Source organism: Flavobacterium sp. 9 (genome assembly GCF_002754195.1).
Taxonomy (GTDB): Bacteria; Bacteroidota; Bacteroidia; order Flavobacteriales; family Flavobacteriaceae; genus Flavobacterium.
In genome coordinates, this window is record NZ_PEEU01000001.1 from 5327154 (window position 1) to 5344266 (window position 17113).

The window sequence follows — 17113 nt, forward strand, 5'->3', positions numbered from 1 at the left end:
ACCATTTGGAAGTTGGTTTTTATTAATTCTTTTTTAAGAATAATGGACAAGAAGAAAATCAGGCTGCATCGTTTTGCAGCTTGATTTTTGATTTTATAAAACTTTAGGGTTTTAGTGTTTTTGCACAAAAAAAATCCTAATTTTGATATTCAATTATTCTAAATTACAACCAGCACCATTTTATTATCATATGAATATTCAAGAAACAATCCAGGCTTTACGAAACGAACTTAATCAGCACAATCACAACTATTATGTGTTAGATAACGCCACAATTTCTGATTACGAATTTGATATTAAACTAAAAGAATTACAAGATTTAGAAAATAAACATCCGGAATTTTTTGATGAAAACTCGCCAACACAGCGAGTAGGAGGAACCGTTACAAAGAATTTTAAGACCATCGCGCATCAATCCAGAATGTATTCGCTGGACAATTCTTATTCTAAAGAAGATTTATTGGATTGGGAAACCAGAATCCAAAAAGTATTAGGAAATGTCACTTTGCAATATACATGCGAGTTGAAATATGATGGAGCATCAATAAGTATAACCTACGAAAACGGAAAATTAGTTCAGGCTTTAACACGCGGAGACGGTTTTCAGGGAGATGAAGTAACCAATAATATTAAAACCATAAAATCAGTTCCTTTACAGTTAAAAGGAAATTTTCCGGAGAGATTTGATATTCGTGGAGAAATTATTCTGCCATTTGCAGGTTTCGAAAAAATGAATCAGGAACTAATTGAAATAGGAGAAACACCTTATTCAAATCCTAGAAATACAGCTTCCGGAAGTTTAAAATTACAAGACAGTGCTGAGGTTGCAAAACGACCATTAGAATGTTTATTGTATTTTGTAACCGGAAATAATTTGCCATTTTCTACACAATATGAAGGGTTAGAATCCGCTAGAAAATGGGGATTTAAAGTGCCAAACGAAGCAAAACTAGTCAATAATATGCAAGAAGTTTTTGACTTCATCGATTATTGGGATGTTCACCGTCATAATTTACCTTATGAAACTGATGGAGTTGTTATAAAAGTAAACAGCATTCAGCATCAGGAAGAATTAGGATATACAGCAAAATCACCACGTTGGGCAATTGCATATAAATTTAAGTCAGAGCAAGTTTCGACTAAATTAAAGTCAATTTCATATCAGGTTGGTCGTACAGGAGCAATTACGCCAGTCGCCAATTTAGAACCGGTACAATTGGCAGGAACTATTGTAAAAAGAGCTTCTTTGCACAATGCAGATCAAATTGAAAAATTAGATATAAGAATAAATGATACTGTTTTTGTTGAAAAAGGAGGCGAAATTATTCCTAAGATTATTGCAGTAGATTTATCACAAAGACCAGAAAATTCAGAAGTAACACAATATATCACACATTGTCCGGAATGTCAAACGGAATTGGTTAGAAACGAAGGCGAAGCAAATCATTATTGTCCTAATTTTTACGGATGTCCTCCGCAAATTATCGGACGCATTCAGCATTATATTTCAAGAAAAGCAATGGATATTGAAGGACTTGGAGGAGAAACAGTTGCGCTGCTTTTCAAAAATGATTTGGTTCACAATTATGCCGATTTATACGAATTAAAAGTCGAAGATATTTTGCACCTGGAAAGAATGGCGCAAAAATCAGCTGAAAATTTGGTAAAAGGCGTTGAGAAATCAAAAGAAATTCCTTTTGAAAGTGTCTTATTTGCACTTGGAATTCGTTTTGTTGGAGAAACCGTAGCTAAAAAATTAGCCAAACATTATAAAAACATAGACGCATTAAGTAAAGCTTCATTAATGGATTTGATTTTGGTTGATGAAATTGGCGAACGAATTGCTAAAAGCGTAATTGAGTTTTTTGAAAACGAAGAAAACAAAACAATAATTGAACGATTGAAAAATCATGGAGTTCAATTTGAAATTGTAGAAAAAATAAATCCGAATGCTACCGAGAAATTTATCGGAAAAACATTTGTAGTTTCTGGAGTCTTTGCCCAATTCTCAAGAGATGAATTAAAGAAAACCATTGAAGATAATGGTGGGAAAGTAGGAAGTTCAATTTCTGCTAAAACTGATTTTGTAGTTGCGGGAGATAATATGGGACCGGCAAAATTAGAAAAAGCAAGTAAATTAAATATTCCTATACTATCAGAGCAAGATTTTATAAACAAACTAAATGAAAGCGAATAAACCATCGTTGATTTTATTCTTTCTCGCATTACTGTTTACAATCATCTTCGATTGGACGGGACAAGATTTCTTGGGCGTTTACGCTAAAGCTATTGTACTTCCGTCAATTTTTATTTATTACTTAATTAGCAGCGAATTCAAAATAGGGAAAACAGAAGGTTTAATCTTTCTGTTTTGCTTTATTGGTCAGGTATTCGATTTAATGGATATCGAGGTTTCCGAAATTGGTGGAGTATTAAGTTTCTTAGTAGTTTATCTTTTGATAGTGAAACTTTTTATGCGGGAACACGAACGGATAAAATTGGCAAAAAAAGATATTTTGCCAATCTCTATCGTCGTTATTTTTATTGTTTATCTACTTGTTTCAGTGCTGAGTTTACAACTCGACAGCATGAAAAAATTCAATATCATTTATACTTTCTACGGAATCGTTCTCAGCGTTTTAAGCTGTTTCTCTTTTATAAGTTATATAACAAAAGGTACACATCTCGCATTATTAATGTCGTTAATGGCTATTAGTTATATATTTTCAGATATCTTCTATATCTTCAACGAATACTTTTCTTATTCCGTAGTTTTAGTTTTAATTCGTGATGTAACACAAATTCTGGGATACTTTTTTATGGTCGAATATTTTCTTGAAAAAGCCAGAATTCAGAAGAAAATATTATACAACAATTGATCTTCCTTGATTAGTGTGTGCTTTATCCTTATCGAAATAAAAATCTATTCTTCCTAAATTAATTCCGTAACAACCAACTTGATTCACCAAAACATCTTGTTGCGCTTTATTTTTTACAATAGTTGGTTTGTCTAAGAAAGTGTGCGTGTGTCCGCCAATAATCAAGTCTATATCCTGAGTTTGTGCAGCGAATTTTAAATCAGAAATTTTAGATTCATCATCCTTATATTTATAACCTAAATGCGAAAGGCAAATTACCAAATCACATTTTTCTTGTTTCTTCAGTAATTGCGTCATATCCTGAGCAATTTCTACAGGATCATTATAAACAGTTTCCTTATACATTTGTTTGTCAACCAAACCTGCAAGCTCAATTCCTACACCAAAAACACCAACTTTAATTCCGTTTTTGTGGAAGATTTTATAAGGTTTTACAAGTCCGTTCATGACCGTGTTTTTAAAGTTATAATTAGAATTGATGAATTCAAAAGTAGCGTGAGGCATTTGAGCATACAAACCATCAAGACCATTGTCGAAATCGTGATTTCCAATAGTAGATGCATCGTATTTCATCATACTCATTAACTTAAATTCAAGTTCGCCGCCGTAATAATTAAAATATGGAGTTCCCTGAAAAATATCTCCTGCGTCTAATAAAAGTACATTTGGATTTTCTTTACGAATAGTTTCTATAAGAGCCGCTCTTCTCGAAACGCCACCTTTATTAGGATTACGAGGATCATCAGCCGGAAAAGGATCGATGTGGCTGTGAACATCATTAGTATGAAGAATCGTTAAGTGTTTTATATCGTTAGTTTCAAAACTGCTTAATGACAAACCTAAACTTAATAAGGCAGTACTTGCGGCTGTTTTTTCGATAAATTCTCTTCTTTTCATTTTATATATTTTTTTACGAAAACTGTAATGTAATTTGCTAATGTTTCTTTTGCCACGAATTTTACGAATTTCAATTAGTGTAAATTCGTGAAATTCGTGTTTTACTTTTTATTCTTCTGTAATTCGGATATTTTTTGCTATCGGAATTGTATCAACTTCTTTAAAATAATCAATCAATACATCTCTCAGTTTGTAATTCAAATCAAATTTCTGAACACCTTTAGCAAAGAAAGTCATACTATCACCACCATTTGCCAAATAATCATTTGTAGCTACATAATAAATGGTATTAAGATCAAGAGGTTTTCCCTGAATTAAAATGTTTTTTGCAGTATTATCTTTTGCAATCGTAAAAGTCATCCCTGATAAAGGCTGAGGTTTTTTCTCCTTAATAATATAAGCAGCTATATCCAGAATTTGTTGTCCTTTTAAAGCTACAACAACCAGATTGTTTTCAAAAGGCATAATCTCAAAAGCCGTTCTTGTTGTTACATTACCTTTAGGTAAAATAGCACGGATTCCGCCATGATTTAATAAACACAAATCAATGCTCTTTTTCTCGCGAGCTTTAAAAACAATATTTCCACGTTCTACACAAACATCGGCTAATAAACTTCCGATACTTGTTTGCCATTTTCCCGTACTTTTATCAAGAGTTTCAGGACAATATGCAAGCACGCTGTCCAGGTCTTTGTTGATATGATCGCGATATGGCTTTATAAATTTTTCAATTTCAGGAGTTTCTGCGCCCTTTTCTGTAATTGGAAGCTGTTTTCCCTCTATCTTCGTTAAATTATAATTTTTCTGACTACAGGAAAATATAAAAAAAAGTGTTAAGAATATAACAAAAAGTTTCAAAAATCCGTTATACTTTTTTAGTTTTACCATCTTAAATGCGACTTAAATAATTAATTTTGTAATCTGGTAAAAGTACTATGTTTTTAAATTATATAAAGGAAATTTTTGTAAAAAAATCATTAAAAAATAACCTGCATAATGTCAAAAACGAAGTCTTTACAAGCAATGTGCAAACAATTGGTTTATTGATTGATGAGAGTGAATTTAGTCATTCGCAAGAGTTAATAAACGAATTAATACAACAAGGAATATCGCCTGAGAGTATAAAAGTTGTTGCGTACAGAGATAAATTTAAGCAGAAAGAAACGTATTCGAAGCCTACTTTTGGTAAAAAACATATCAAATGGAACGCAGAGATTACAGAAGATTTTCTGAATGAGTTTACAGATACAGAATTTGATCTTTTGATTAGTTATTATGATATCGAAAAAGTGATTTTGATGATGATAACCAGTAAATCGAAAGCTAAATTTAAAGTAGGATTTTCGTCAATCGATAAAAGCTTAAACCGCTGGATGATGAATACTGCTATAGAGGATTACAAACTTTTCGTCACAGAATTGTTTAAGTATTTAAAGAGTATAAAATAAAATATAAATTAGAATATGCAATCATTAATAGGAACTGGTGTTGCGCTTGTAACTCCATTTAAAAAAGACTTTTCAGTAGATATCGAAGCTTTACAACGCATCGTTAATTTTTCGATAGACGGAGGAGTTGAATATCTTGTAGTTATGGGTACAACAGCAGAAAATGCTACCTTAACACAATCCGAAAAAGAATTGGTTATAAAAACAGTAATCGATGTCAATAAAGGAAGATTGCCTTTAGTTCTTGGAGTTGGAGGAAATAATACAATGCAAATTGTAGAAGAATTGAAAACAGGAGACTTTTCTGCATTTGATGCGATTCTTTCTGTTTCTCCTTATTATAATAAGCCAACGCAAGAAGGAATTTATCAGCATTTTAAAGCAATTGCAGAAGCATCGCCAATTCCGGTGATTTTATATAATGTTCCTGGAAGAACATCAAGTAATATGTTGCCGGCAACAGTAGTGCGTTTGGCAAAAGAATTTACTAATATTGTAGCAATAAAAGAAGCTGCAGGAGATTTGGCTCAGGCTATGCAATTGATAAAAAATGCACCAAAAGATTTTCTTGTTATTTCAGGAGATGATATGATTGCATTGCCAATTGTTTTAGCTGGTGGAGCAGGAGTAATCTCTGTAATTGGACAAGGTTTTCCGAAAGAATTTTCAGAAATGATCCGTTTAGGATTGAACAGAAAAGTAAATGAAGCATTTAAAACTCAATACTTTTTATCAGATTGTATTGATATGATTTTTGAGCAGGGAAATCCTGCCGGAATCAAACAAATCTTTCAAGCCCTTGATATTGCTGAGAATGTTGTACGTTTGCCATTAGTAACCGTAGACGAATCTCTGGCAAACAGATTGAATGAATTTGTTAAAAACAGCATTAAATAAGAGTCAGATTACCGGTATTTTAATATACCAAAAAATATTTTGTAGTAGCTAAATTAATAACTAAATTTGCCACCGGAACTTCGGTGTGATTTTGCTTTGGCATAATTGTCTAAGAAATCATAATAAAAGTAAGAAAATGAAAAAAATAGTATCTCTATTAATTGTTGTTGTCCTTTTTTGTTCTTGTAGTGATTACCAAAAAGCATTGAAAAATGAAGATGTTGCGGCAAAGTTTGATATAGCAACAAAGATGTATGATGCAGGGAAATATTCAAAAGCGATTCGTCTTTTTGAACAATTAGCGCCTACATATAGAGGTAAGCCTCAGGCGGAGAAATTGTTTTATATGTTTTCTCAGTCTTATTATAAGTCAAAACAATATTATTTAGCTGGTTACCAGTTCGAAAGCTTTGTTTCGGGATATCCTCGTAGTGAGAAAGTTCAGGAAGCAGCTTTTTTGGGTGCTTTTAGTTACTCAAAATTAGCTCCTGTATATAGTTTAGATCAAACAGATACAGTAAAAGCTTTAGAGAAATTACAAGCATTTATTGATAACTATCCAAACTCTGAATACATTGCTCAGGCAAATGAAGCTGTTAAAATTTTGAACGGTAAACTAGAGAAAAAAGCATACGAAAATGCTAAAGGATACAATACAATTTCAGATTACAAATCAGCATTAATTGCGTTTGATAATTTTATCGCTGATTTTCCAGGAACACCATTCAAAGAAGATGCGTTGTTCTATAAATATGATTCAGCATACCAATTGGCAATAAACAGTGTTCCTTCAAAAATGGAAGAACGTTTAAACGTTGCTAAAGCAGCTTATAATAACTTAATAAAGTTCAACAGCGCTACAAAATACAAAGTGAAAGCAGACGAAATGAATGCTAGAGTTGAAACTGATTTACAAAAATTTACTAAAATAAAATAAAGTCATGGATTTAAAAAAGACGAATGCTCCTGTAAATACAATAACTTACAATAAAACAGTTATTGAAGAGCCAACAGGAAATGTGTATGAAGCAATTACCATTATGGCTAAAAGAGCAAATCAAATTAATTCTGAAATTAAAAAAGAATTAACTGAAAAATTAGAAGAGTTTGCTACTTACAATGACAGTCTTGAAGAAGTTTTTGAAAATAAAGAGCAAATTGAGGTTTCTAAATTTTACGAAAAATTACCTAAACCACACGCTTTAGCAGTACAAGAATGGTTAGATGGTAAAACTTACCACAGAGGTTCAAACAAATAATAAATAATATAGTATAAATGTCAGTTTTAAACGGGAAAAAGATTTTACTGGGAGTTTCTGGTGGAATCGCAGCCTATAAAACAGCTTCATTAGTACGACTTTTTATAAAAGCAGGTGCACATGTCCAAGTGATAATGACACCTGCTTCTAAGGATTTTGTAACTCCACTTACGTTATCTACGTTATCAAAAAATCCTGTACATTCCAGTTTCTTTAATCAGGACGATGAAGATGCTGTTTGGAACAATCATGTTGATTTGGCACTTTGGGCCGATTTAATGTTAATTGCTCCGGCAACAGCCAATACATTGTCGAAAATGACCACTGGAAACTGTGATAATCTTTTAATTGCAACTTATTTATCGGCAAAATGTCCAGTTTACTTTGCTCCGGCAATGGATTTGGATATGTATAAACATCAGTCTACTTTATCCAGTTTTGCTGCTTTAAAGCAATTCGGAAACGTAATGATTCCTGCTGAAAACGGAGAATTAGCAAGTGGTTTATCTGGAGAAGGCCGAATGGCAGAACCAGAGAATATTATTGCTTTTCTTGAAGCTGATTTAGAAAGTAAATTACCTCTTAAAGGAAAAAAAATACTAATTACTGCCGGACCAACATACGAAGCAATAGATCCTGTACGTTTTATAGGAAATCATTCTTCGGGAAAAATGGGGTTTGATATTGCAAATGAAGCAGCTAATTTAGGAGCACAAGTGATTTTAGTAGCTGGACCAACACATTTTAAGGCTAAAAATAATCTGGTTGAAGTTATCAATGTAGTTTCGGCGCAAGATATGTATGATGCTTGTCATTTACATTTTAACGATGTTGATGTAGCAATTGCTGCGGCAGCCGTTGCAGATTATAAACCTAAAGTTGTGGCTTTGCAAAAGATTAAAAAAGCAGCTGATGATTTTACGATCGAATTAGAAAAGACAAAAGATATCTTGGCATCATTGGGAGCGATCAAAAAAAATCAATTCTTAATAGGTTTTGCTTTAGAAACCGAAAATGAAATTGAAAATGCTAAGTTGAAAATTCAGAAAAAAAACTTAGATTTGATTGTTTTAAATTCCTTACAAGATGAAGGAGCCGGTTTTAAAAAAGAAACCAATAAAGTTACCTTTATTGATAAGGATTTTAAAATTGAACCAATGGAATTGAAATCAAAAGAATTTGTAGCTGTTGATATTTTAAACAAAGTTGTTTCGCATTTTGTGAAATCATAAAGAGTTAAAATACGAATTAAAAGCAAGAATAGTATTACTTTTGCAGTAGAACCCAAATTAACTTTCGTATGAATAAAATAGTTACATTCTTAGTTTTCTTTATTTTTGGCTTTACGCAGGCACAACAGCTAAATTGTACTGTAACTATTAACACAGAAAGATTACCAAATCCTAATCAGCAAGTTTTTAAAACGCTTCAGACTTCTTTGGCTGAATTTGTGAATAAAACAGATTGGACAGGATCAGTGCTAAAACAGAACGAACGTATTAATTGTTCAATGTATATTACATTGTCTTCTAATAGTTCAGATCAGTTTTCGGGAACAATCCAGGTGCAATCATCACGCTTGATTTTTAATTCTACTTATTCATCTCCTGTTTTAAATTATAACGATAAAGATTTTAATTTTAGATATACAGAATATGAGCCATTGTTGTTTAATCCGACAACATTTGATTCGAATTTAGTTTCTGTAGTTTCTTTTTACAGTTATTTAATTCTGGGAATGGATGCGGATACTTTTCAAATGGGGGCAGGAAATCAATATCTTGAAACCGCTCAGAATATTGCAAATGTTGCGCAACAAGGAGGGTCTAAAGGCTGGAGTCAATCTGATGGAGTTCAGAATCGTTACTACTTAATAAACGATATGATTTCTCCAATGTACAGCGATTTGCGTCAGGTAATGTATGCTTATCATACAGGTTTAGACTTGATGAGTCAGGATTTGAAAGCATCAAAAGAAAAAATAAAAGATGCGCTTCTTATTATTGGTCGATTTAATACTGTAAAACCCAATGCTTTTTTGACAAGAGTATTTTTTGATGCAAAATCAGACGAAATCGTTTCTATATTTTCAGGAGGTCCAAGTATTCCTGTTACAGATTTGACAGATGTTTTGAATAAAGTATCGCCATTGAATTCTACAAAATGGTCGCAAATTAAATTTTAATTATTTAATTTCACACCCATCATTAACTTTTATATTACAAATTTTCTCTATGATTACTTCGCTGTCAATTAAAAATTATGCTCTAATTGAAAAACTTGCCATTGACTTTTCAAAAGGTTTTTCTATAATTACAGGTGAAACAGGTGCGGGGAAATCAATTATATTAGGTGCAATTGGACTTGTTTTAGGGAAAAGAGCCGATCTTACTTCATTAAAAAACAAAGAAGAAAAATGTGTAATTGAAGCGCATTTTGAAATTTCTAAATACAATCTAAAAGAATTTTTCGAAACCAACGATCTTGATTACGAAGATGAAACTATTATTAGACGCGAAATTTTGCCTTCGGGGAAATCTCGCGCATTTATAAATGATAGTCCTGTGAATCTTCAGGAATTACAAGATTTAAGTTTGTTTTTGATTGATATACATTCGCAACAGCAAACTCAGGAATTATCAGACGAAAGTGTTCAGTTTAAAATTATTGATGCAATTGCAAATAATGGAGAAACAATAGTATCATACCAAAAATTACTGAAAGAATATAAAACAGATAAAAGCAAACTGAATGCTTTGTTGAAGAAACAAAGTGATTCAGGAAAAGAATTGGAATACAATACTTTTCTATTGAATGAATTAGTTGTTGCTAAACTAAAATCTGGTGAGCAAGAAGAGCTGGAAGCTGATTATGAGAAACTGAATAATGTTGAGATTATTAAAGAATCAATTGATAAATCATTGGTAATTGCCAATGAAGAGCAATTTGGTGTTTTTCATAATCTAAATGAAATTAAAGCTTCTTTGCAAAAAATCGCGACATTTTCACCGGAATACCAAAGTTTATTCGAAAGAATAACAAGTGTAGCAATTGAAGTGGATGATGTTTCGAGAGAATTGCAAAATGCATCAGAAAAATTATTAAATGATCCGGCGCAATTAGAATTAGTAAGTCAGAAATTGCAATTAATTTATAATTTACAGAAAAAACATCAGGTTAAAACTGTAGATGAATTATTACAAATTCAGGCAGACTTAGAAAATAAAGTGCTGGAATTGGATAATATTGAAGAAGAAATAGCAGTTTTATCAAAATCAATAGAACAAAAAACTTCAGAATTAGATGCTTTTTCAGGAACAATTCATCAGGAAAGAATAAATGCAATTCCGGTTTTATCGAATCAATTAGTTTCAATATTGGAAACTTTAGGAATGCCAAATGTTCGTTTCAATATGGAATTATTGCCTTCTGAAACCTATTTCAATAATGGAAAAGATGAATTGCAATTTTTATTCTCTGCCAATAAAGGAACTGATTTTGGTTTATTGAAAAAAGTTGCTTCAGGAGGAGAAATGTCTCGTATAATGTTGGCTGTCAAAGCAATTTTGGCACAATATTCAAAATTACCAACCTTAATTTTTGATGAAATTGATACAGGAGTTTCAGGAGAAATTGCGATTAGAATGGGAGAGATCATGAAAGAAATGAGTGGAAAAATGCAAATCTTTGCCATTACGCATTTACCTCAAATAGCAGCAAAAGGAGATTCGCACTTTAAAGTTTCGAAATCTACAGTTGACGACGATACACAATCAGAGTTGAAACTTTTGTCTCAGGAAGAAAGAGTTACTGAAATTGCTCAAATGTTATCAGGAGCAATCGTGTCAGATTCGGCTTTAAATCATGCTAAAGCCTTGTTGAACTAAAGAAATAATTTATATTTGTCATCTTAAAGCTAATTAAACAAACGTAAATTAGGTGAGATCTCTTTAATAAAGAAAGAATTACCCAATTGCGAATAAAAAGGAAAAAAATGATTATAGAACCTAGAATGAGAGGATTTATTTGCTTGACATCTCACCCAAAAGGAGCCGAGCAAAATGTTAAAAATCAAATAGAATATATAAAATCAAAAGGTCCAATTGCCGGAGCAAAGAAAGTATTAGTTATCGGAGCTTCTACAGGATTTGGTTTAGCTTCAAGAATTACAAGCGCTTTTGGATCTGATGCTGCAACAATTGGAGTTTTCTTTGAAAAACCACCAGTTGAAGGTAAAACAGCTTCACCAGGATGGTATAATTCTGCAGCTTTTGAAACAGAAGCTCACAAAGCAGGTCTATATGCAAAAAGTATCAACGGAGATGCTTTTTCAAACGAAATAAAAAGAGAAACTTTAGATTTAATTAAAGCAGATTTAGGACAAGTTGATCTTGTAATTTACAGTTTAGCTTCTCCAGTGCGTCAACATCCTGTAACAGGAGTTTTGCACCGTTCAGTTTTAAAACCAATCGGACAAACTTTTACAAATAAAACAGTAGATTTCCATACCGGAAAAGTTTCTGAAGTTTCAATTGCTCCGGCAAACGAAGAAGATATTGAAAATACGGTTGCTGTAATGGGTGGTGAAGACTGGGCAATGTGGATTGATGCTTTAAAAGCAGAAAATTTATTGGCAGACGGAGCTACAACAGTTGCTTATTCTTATATCGGGCCATCATTGACAGAGGCAGTTTACCGTAAAGGTACAATTGGTCAGGCAAAAGATCATTTAGAAGCTACAGCATTCTCTATCACAGATAGTTTAGAATCAATTGGAGGAAAAGCTTACGTTTCTGTAAACAAAGCATTGGTTACACAAGCAAGTTCTGCGATTCCGGTTATTCCTTTATATATTTCTCTTTTATATAAAATTATGAAAGAAGAAGGAATTCACGAAGGTTGTATCGAGCAGATTCAACGTTTGTTTCAAGATAGATTATACAATGGATCAGAAGTTCCTGTTGATGAAAAAGGCAGAATCAGAATTGACGACTGGGAAATGCGTGATGATGTTCAGGAAAAAGTGGCTAAACTTTGGTTAGAAGCTACAACTGAAACATTACCTGCTATTGGTGATTTAGCTGGATATAGAAACGATTTCTTGAACCTTTTTGGATTTGAATTTGCAGGAGTTGATTATGCAGCAGAAGCAAATGAAGTTGTAAATATTGAAAGTATCAAATAAATAGAAAAAAATACCCTTATAAATGAAAACCATTCGTCACAGCGAATGGTTTTTTTATGAATATAACATATCTTTGTTAAAATTTTTAATTTTAAAATATTTCCACTTTAATACGCACATCCCATTATGATTTTTTCTTTAATTATACCCGTGTATAATCGTCCAGATGAAGTAGATGAACTTTTAGAAAGTCTCTCAAAATCTGATTATAATGAAGCTTTTGAAATTGTTCTAGTCGAAGATGGATCATCAATTCCGTGTAAAGACGTCGTGATGACCTATCAGGGAAAATTGAATATTTCATATTACTTTAAGGAAAATTCAGGACCTGGAGATTCCAGAAACTTCGGGATGCAAAAGGCGAGAGGAGATTACTTTATTATTTTTGACTCAGATTGTATTATTCCGTCTAACTATTTAACAGAAGTTAGAAAAGCCTTAGATCAGGAATATGTTGATTGTTTTGGAGGTCCGGACAGAGCATTAGATAGCTTTTCGAGTATTCAGAAAGCAATTAATTTTGCAATGACATCTTTCTTGACAACTGGAGGAATTCGTGGTGGTTCTGAGAAAATTAATAAGTTTCAGCCAAGAAGTTTCAATATGGGGATTTCAAAAAAGGCTTTTGAGGCTTCAAAAGGGTTTGGAGATATTCATCCGGGAGAAGATCCGGATTTATCAATTCGATTATGGAATTTAGGATTTGAAACCAGATTGTTTTCAGAAGCCTACGTTTATCATAAACGAAGAATTGACTGGGAAAAATTCTCAATACAAGTACATAAATTTGGAATCGCCAGACCTATTCTTAATAGCTGGTATCCGGAACATAATAAATTAACCTTCTTTTTTCCGACGTTTTTTATCCTCGGATTATTATTAGCTTTTTTACTATTAATTTTCAATTTTGATATATTATTACAATTATATTTTGTATATTTCGTTATAATTTTTCTTACAGCTAGTATTCAAAATAAAAGCATTAAAATAGGATATCTTTCTGTAATTGCAGTTTGGAAACAATTTTATGGTTATGGAACGGGATTTTTAGAATCATTCATAAAAATCATCCTTTTAAAGAAAAAACCGCAAGAGGCGTTTCCTCGTATGTTTTTTAAGATATAGTATGACAAAAGTTATTGGCTTAACAGGTGGAATAGGAAGTGGCAAAACAACTATTGCAAACTATTTTGCAACAATGGGAGTTCCGGTCTACATTGCTGATGATGAAGCCAAAAAAGTAATGCAATCTCAAAGTATTGTCAATGAAATAAAGACAACATTTGGAGAAGCCCTTTTTGAAAATGATATTTTGAACAGAGCAGAACTGGCTGAAATTGTTTTTAATAATGCGGATCAATTAGCAAAATTAAATACAATTGTGCATCCGGCTGTAAAGAAGGATTTTGAAATTTGGTTATCAGAACATAAAAAATATCAATATGTGGTGTACGAAGCCGCAATTTTGTTTGAAAGTGGTCGTTATAAAGATTGCGATGTTATTGTAACAGTTACTGCCCCGGAAGAAATTAGAATTGAAAGAGTTCTAAAGCGAGATAATACCACACGTGAACAGGTTTTAAGCAGGATAAAAATGCAGTGGAATGACGAAAAACGAATTTCCTTAAGCAATTTTGTAATTAATAACAGTAATCTTAAAATTGCTAAAGAAGAAGTTGTTAAAATTCTTAAAATTTTAAATATAAAACAAAATCAGTCTTAAATGTTAATATTTGGTTAATGTATTATTTAGTATATTGTTAAAATATTAATTTTGTTTCGATGAATAAATTATTTTTTAGAATACTTGTTTTACTGATGAGTTTGTCCTTAATAGGGATTATTCTGGTTCAAGTATATTGGTTCAATTCTTCGTTCAAAAATAATGACGAGCAATTTAAATACCACGTTACCCAAGTAATCGGTAATGTTGCTGATAAACTTGAGCAGCAAGAAGAGTATAGTTTTTATGATAAATGGAATCGTTTAAAAGACAGTACTGGTAAAATTCCAAAGAAAGAAGATTTACTTGAAGTACTATATGTACAAAGAAATACCAAGACAAATAAAACGATCGTTTATTCTAACACACTTACATCTGAAGATTATGATATAAGTGGTTCACTTTTCAATAAAAAGTTTAGCAGCGAAAGATTTAAAAATTTTAGTTCAAAAAGAGTAACTGAAGTTTATAACAATAATAACAATATTGATAATAGTACTTTAGGACAAAGTCTAATTCCGGATTTAAGAGTCGAAAAATCAGGTAGTTTAGATCTTTTGAATAAAGTTCAAATGGAAATTTCGATAAAGGATTTTGCAGATGCATTGCCAATCGACGAAAGAATTTCTAAGATTAAATTGCAAAACCTTCTAAAGAAAGAATTAGAAGAATACGGTGTAAAAACCAAATTTGAATTCGGAGTTCTTAATAGTGGTTTGTCGACAAAAATAAAGTCAGATGGATTTCACTATGATAAAGATGCAAGTTATCATGTACCGATATTCACGGATAATGAAGGAAGCAGTAGATATGAATTATATATAACGTTTCCTCATAAAAAGAAATTTTTACTTTCTGAATTGTTGAGTATCACTATATTATCGATAATATTTACATTGATTATAATAGTTGCCTATACAAGTGCATTGAATCAATTGATACGTCAAAAACATATTTCTGAAATCAAGACTGATTTTATTAATAATATGACACATGAGTTTAAAACTCCAATTGCAACAATAAATTTAGCACTCGATGCGATTAGAAATCCTAAGATTATTGAAGATAAGGAGAAAGTTTTTCGATACCTTCAAATGATTCGGGACGAAAATAAAAGAATGCATGCTCAGGTTGAAAACGTTCTTCGTATCTCTAAATTAGAAAAAAGAGAACTTGATATAACAAAAGAACCAACTGTAATTCATGATATTATTGATGATGCAATTGAGCACGTAAACTTAATTTTGGAAGACAGACAAGGTACAGTTGTAAAACACTTTAATGCAGCAAGAACAACGTGTTTGATTAACGAAGTGCATTTTACAAACGTATTGGTAAATATTTTAGAAAACGCTATAAAATATTCACCTGATGCTCCTGAAATTGAAATTTTTACAGAAAATGTCAAAGACATGATTCTGATAAAAGTAAAAGATAATGGTCTTGGTATGAGTAAGATAGCTCAAAAACGAGTTTTTGAAAAGTTTTACAGAGAACATACTGGAGATTTACATAATGTAAAAGGACACGGTTTAGGTCTTGCTTATGTAAAAAGAATCGTAGAAGATCATAATGGACAAGTATATGTTGAAAGCGAAAAAGGAAAAGGTAGCACCTTTATAATAAAAATACCATTAATAAATTAAAATATGGAAAATAATAACAAAAGAATACTTTTAGTAGAAGATGACCTTAATTTTGGGGCAGTTCTTAAAGATTATCTAATGTTAAATGACTTTGAAGTTACTTTAGCTAAAAACGGTATGGAAGGTTTCGAGAAATTCAAGAAAGATGTATATGATTTATGTATTCTTGACGTAATGATGCCTTATAAAGATGGTTATACTTTAGCCAAAGAAATTAGAGAGAAAAATAGCGAAGTGCCAATTATCTTTTTAACGGCAAAATCTATGAAAGAAGATGTGCTAAAAGGATATAAAGCCGGAGCTGATGATTACTTGAATAAACCTTTTGATTCAGAAGTTTTATTGATGAAAATCAAAGCAATCATTCAAAGAAAATCTGCTGATACAAAAGCAGAACAAGTGCAATTTGAGTTTAATATTGGTAAATTTCACCTAAATTCTAAACTTAGATTCTTAACATTCGAAAATGAAGAGCCAATAAAATTATCTCCAAAAGAGAATGAATTACTTAAAATGTTAATTCTTCACGAAAATGATTTAATGCCAAGAGAATTAGCATTAACAAAAATCTGGAGAGATGACAACTACTTTACTTCAAGAAGTATGGACGTTTACATCGCTAAACTTAGAAAATACCTAAAAGCAGATGAAGATGTTGAAATCCTTAACATTCACGGAGAAGGATTTAGATTAGTTGTTAAAAGTAAAGTTACAGAATAACAGAAAACAAAAAATTCACCAAACAAAAAATATTAAAGCTCTGAGAAATCAGAGCTTTTTTTATGCTTATATTTTTTCAGATCACAATTATACAGAATCTTGTTATTTCGACGAAGGAGAAATCTTCATGAGTAGCTCGACAAAGATTAGCGCTGTTCGATACGGAGTTTCTTGCGAAGATTTCTCCTTCGTCGAAATGACAAATGCAGCAAAAAGATTGGAATTTGGTCCCGAAGCTTCGGGATAAAAAATTAGACTTTTAATTTGAAAATATTAGTTTTTCATATAATTTGGAGCTATTTCCTGCTATCCGCTATATCTTTTTAGGGCAAAAAAGCCCTAAAAAGGATACCGCTTCTATCAGGGCTATGGCTTTAGTTTTCAATTAGATAGTCTTAGGTTTGTAGAGCTGTAAAAAAGGAAGAATATTTTTTACACGAATTTTCTCTATTATTATTT

Annotated in this window: 16 protein-coding genes; 14 read left to right on the plus strand and 2 right to left on the minus strand. The window is 31.7% G+C overall.

Going from position 1 to position 17113, the window contains the following annotated elements:
* The first annotated feature begins 190 nt into the window (after positions 1-190).
* Both ligA and CLU81_RS22250 read left to right on the plus strand, forming a co-directional pair.
* On the plus strand, positions 191-2197 hold the full coding sequence (gene ligA, locus CLU81_RS22245; protein ID WP_099712840.1) for an NAD-dependent DNA ligase LigA: 2007 nt from the start codon (positions 191-193) through the stop codon (positions 2195-2197).
* Positions 2184-2879: a lysoplasmalogenase family protein gene (locus tag CLU81_RS22250; RefSeq protein ID WP_099711814.1), complete on the plus strand. Its 696-nt coding sequence runs from the start codon at positions 2184-2186 to the stop codon at positions 2877-2879. The genes ligA and CLU81_RS22250 overlap by 14 nt, the downstream gene beginning before the upstream one ends.
* Here the strand turns inward: CLU81_RS22250 and CLU81_RS22255 are convergent.
* Positions 2865-3776, minus strand: coding sequence for a bifunctional UDP-sugar hydrolase/5'-nucleotidase (locus tag CLU81_RS22255; RefSeq protein WP_099711815.1), 912 nt, complete (start codon positions 3774-3776; stop codon positions 2865-2867). The two genes, CLU81_RS22250 and CLU81_RS22255, sit on opposite strands and share 15 nt — an antisense overlap.
* 108 nt (positions 3777-3884) lie before the next feature.
* Positions 3885-4664 (minus strand): 5'-nucleotidase C-terminal domain-containing protein, encoded by a 780-nt coding sequence (locus tag CLU81_RS22260; RefSeq protein WP_099711816.1) that lies wholly within the window; start codon positions 4662-4664, stop codon positions 3885-3887.
* A 47-nt stretch (positions 4665-4711) separates the two neighbouring features.
* Between CLU81_RS22260 and CLU81_RS22265 the strand changes: the two genes are divergently transcribed.
* The 12 genes from CLU81_RS22265 to CLU81_RS22320 all read left to right on the plus strand — a co-directional run bounded on the left by CLU81_RS22265 (position 4712) and on the right by CLU81_RS22320 (position 16654).
* Positions 4712-5224 carry a hypothetical protein gene (locus tag CLU81_RS22265; RefSeq protein ID WP_099711817.1) on the plus strand — a complete coding sequence of 171 codons (513 nt, stop codon included), beginning with the start codon at positions 4712-4714 and terminating at the stop codon, positions 5222-5224.
* Between the two features lie 15 nt (positions 5225-5239).
* Entirely contained in the window at positions 5240-6121 is an 882-nt protein-coding gene (dapA, locus tag CLU81_RS22270) for a 4-hydroxy-tetrahydrodipicolinate synthase (RefSeq protein ID WP_099711818.1), read from the plus strand.
* A gap of 136 nt (positions 6122-6257) precedes the next feature.
* On the plus strand, positions 6258-7058 hold the full coding sequence (locus CLU81_RS22275) for an outer membrane protein assembly factor BamD (protein WP_099711819.1): 801 nt from the start codon (positions 6258-6260) through the stop codon (positions 7056-7058).
* Positions 7059-7062: 4 nt separating this feature from the next.
* Positions 7063-7380 carry a DNA-directed RNA polymerase subunit omega gene (locus tag CLU81_RS22280; protein ID WP_007807938.1) on the plus strand — a complete coding sequence of 106 codons (318 nt, stop codon included), beginning with the start codon at positions 7063-7065 and terminating at the stop codon, positions 7378-7380.
* Between the two features lie 17 nt (positions 7381-7397).
* Positions 7398-8612, plus strand: a complete 1215-nt coding sequence (gene coaBC, locus CLU81_RS22285; RefSeq protein WP_099711820.1) for a bifunctional phosphopantothenoylcysteine decarboxylase/phosphopantothenate--cysteine ligase CoaBC — start codon at positions 7398-7400, stop codon at positions 8610-8612.
* A gap of 68 nt (positions 8613-8680) precedes the next feature.
* Positions 8681-9565, plus strand: a complete 885-nt coding sequence (locus CLU81_RS22290) for a DUF4835 family protein (RefSeq protein ID WP_099711821.1) — start codon at positions 8681-8683, stop codon at positions 9563-9565.
* A gap of 49 nt (positions 9566-9614) precedes the next feature.
* Positions 9615-11267, plus strand: coding sequence for a DNA repair protein RecN (gene recN, locus CLU81_RS22295; RefSeq protein ID WP_099711822.1), 1653 nt, complete (start codon positions 9615-9617; stop codon positions 11265-11267).
* A gap of 107 nt (positions 11268-11374) precedes the next feature.
* Positions 11375-12565 carry an enoyl-ACP reductase FabV gene (gene fabV, locus CLU81_RS22300; protein WP_099711823.1) on the plus strand — a complete coding sequence of 397 codons (1191 nt, stop codon included), beginning with the start codon at positions 11375-11377 and terminating at the stop codon, positions 12563-12565.
* A gap of 126 nt (positions 12566-12691) precedes the next feature.
* Positions 12692-13690, plus strand: a complete 999-nt coding sequence (locus CLU81_RS22305) for a glycosyltransferase family 2 protein (protein WP_099711824.1) — start codon at positions 12692-12694, stop codon at positions 13688-13690.
* Between the two features lies 1 nt (position 13691).
* On the plus strand, positions 13692-14288 hold the full coding sequence (gene coaE / locus CLU81_RS22310; RefSeq protein ID WP_099711825.1) for a dephospho-CoA kinase: 597 nt from the start codon (positions 13692-13694) through the stop codon (positions 14286-14288).
* A gap of 59 nt (positions 14289-14347) precedes the next feature.
* Positions 14348-15934: a sensor histidine kinase KdpD gene (locus CLU81_RS22315; protein WP_099711826.1), complete on the plus strand. Its 1587-nt coding sequence runs from the start codon at positions 14348-14350 to the stop codon at positions 15932-15934.
* Between the two features lie 3 nt (positions 15935-15937).
* Positions 15938-16654, plus strand: coding sequence for a response regulator transcription factor (locus CLU81_RS22320; protein WP_099711827.1), 717 nt, complete (start codon positions 15938-15940; stop codon positions 16652-16654).
* Positions 16655-17113 lie beyond the last annotated feature (459 nt).

Coding starts and splice junctions, on each gene's coding strand:
- CLU81_RS22320 (WP_099711827.1), top strand. CDS start 15,938: ATGGAAAATAATAACAAAAGAATACTTTTAGTAGAAGATGACCTTAAT.
- dapA (WP_099711818.1), top strand. CDS start 5,240: ATGCAATCATTAATAGGAACTGGTGTTGCGCTTGTAACTCCATTTAAA.
- CLU81_RS22305 (WP_099711824.1), top strand. CDS start 12,692: ATGATTTTTTCTTTAATTATACCCGTGTATAATCGTCCAGATGAAGTA.
- CLU81_RS22265 (WP_099711817.1), top strand. CDS start 4,712: ATGTTTTTAAATTATATAAAGGAAATTTTTGTAAAAAAATCATTAAAA.
- CLU81_RS22290 (WP_099711821.1), top strand. CDS start 8,681: ATGAATAAAATAGTTACATTCTTAGTTTTCTTTATTTTTGGCTTTACG.
- ligA (WP_099712840.1), top strand. CDS start 191: ATGAATATTCAAGAAACAATCCAGGCTTTACGAAACGAACTTAATCAG.
- fabV (WP_099711823.1), top strand. CDS start 11,375: ATGATTATAGAACCTAGAATGAGAGGATTTATTTGCTTGACATCTCAC.
- recN (WP_099711822.1), top strand. CDS start 9,615: ATGATTACTTCGCTGTCAATTAAAAATTATGCTCTAATTGAAAAACTT.
- CLU81_RS22280 (WP_007807938.1), top strand. CDS start 7,063: ATGGATTTAAAAAAGACGAATGCTCCTGTAAATACAATAACTTACAAT.
- CLU81_RS22260 (WP_099711816.1), bottom strand. CDS start 4,664: ATGGTAAAACTAAAAAAGTATAACGGATTTTTGAAACTTTTTGTTATA.
- CLU81_RS22275 (WP_099711819.1), top strand. CDS start 6,258: ATGAAAAAAATAGTATCTCTATTAATTGTTGTTGTCCTTTTTTGTTCT.
- CLU81_RS22250 (WP_099711814.1), top strand. CDS start 2,184: ATGAAAGCGAATAAACCATCGTTGATTTTATTCTTTCTCGCATTACTG.
- CLU81_RS22255 (WP_099711815.1), bottom strand. CDS start 3,776: ATGAAAAGAAGAGAATTTATCGAAAAAACAGCCGCAAGTACTGCCTTA.
- coaE (WP_099711825.1), top strand. CDS start 13,692: ATGACAAAAGTTATTGGCTTAACAGGTGGAATAGGAAGTGGCAAAACA.
- coaBC (WP_099711820.1), top strand. CDS start 7,398: ATGTCAGTTTTAAACGGGAAAAAGATTTTACTGGGAGTTTCTGGTGGA.
- CLU81_RS22315 (WP_099711826.1), top strand. CDS start 14,348: ATGAATAAATTATTTTTTAGAATACTTGTTTTACTGATGAGTTTGTCC.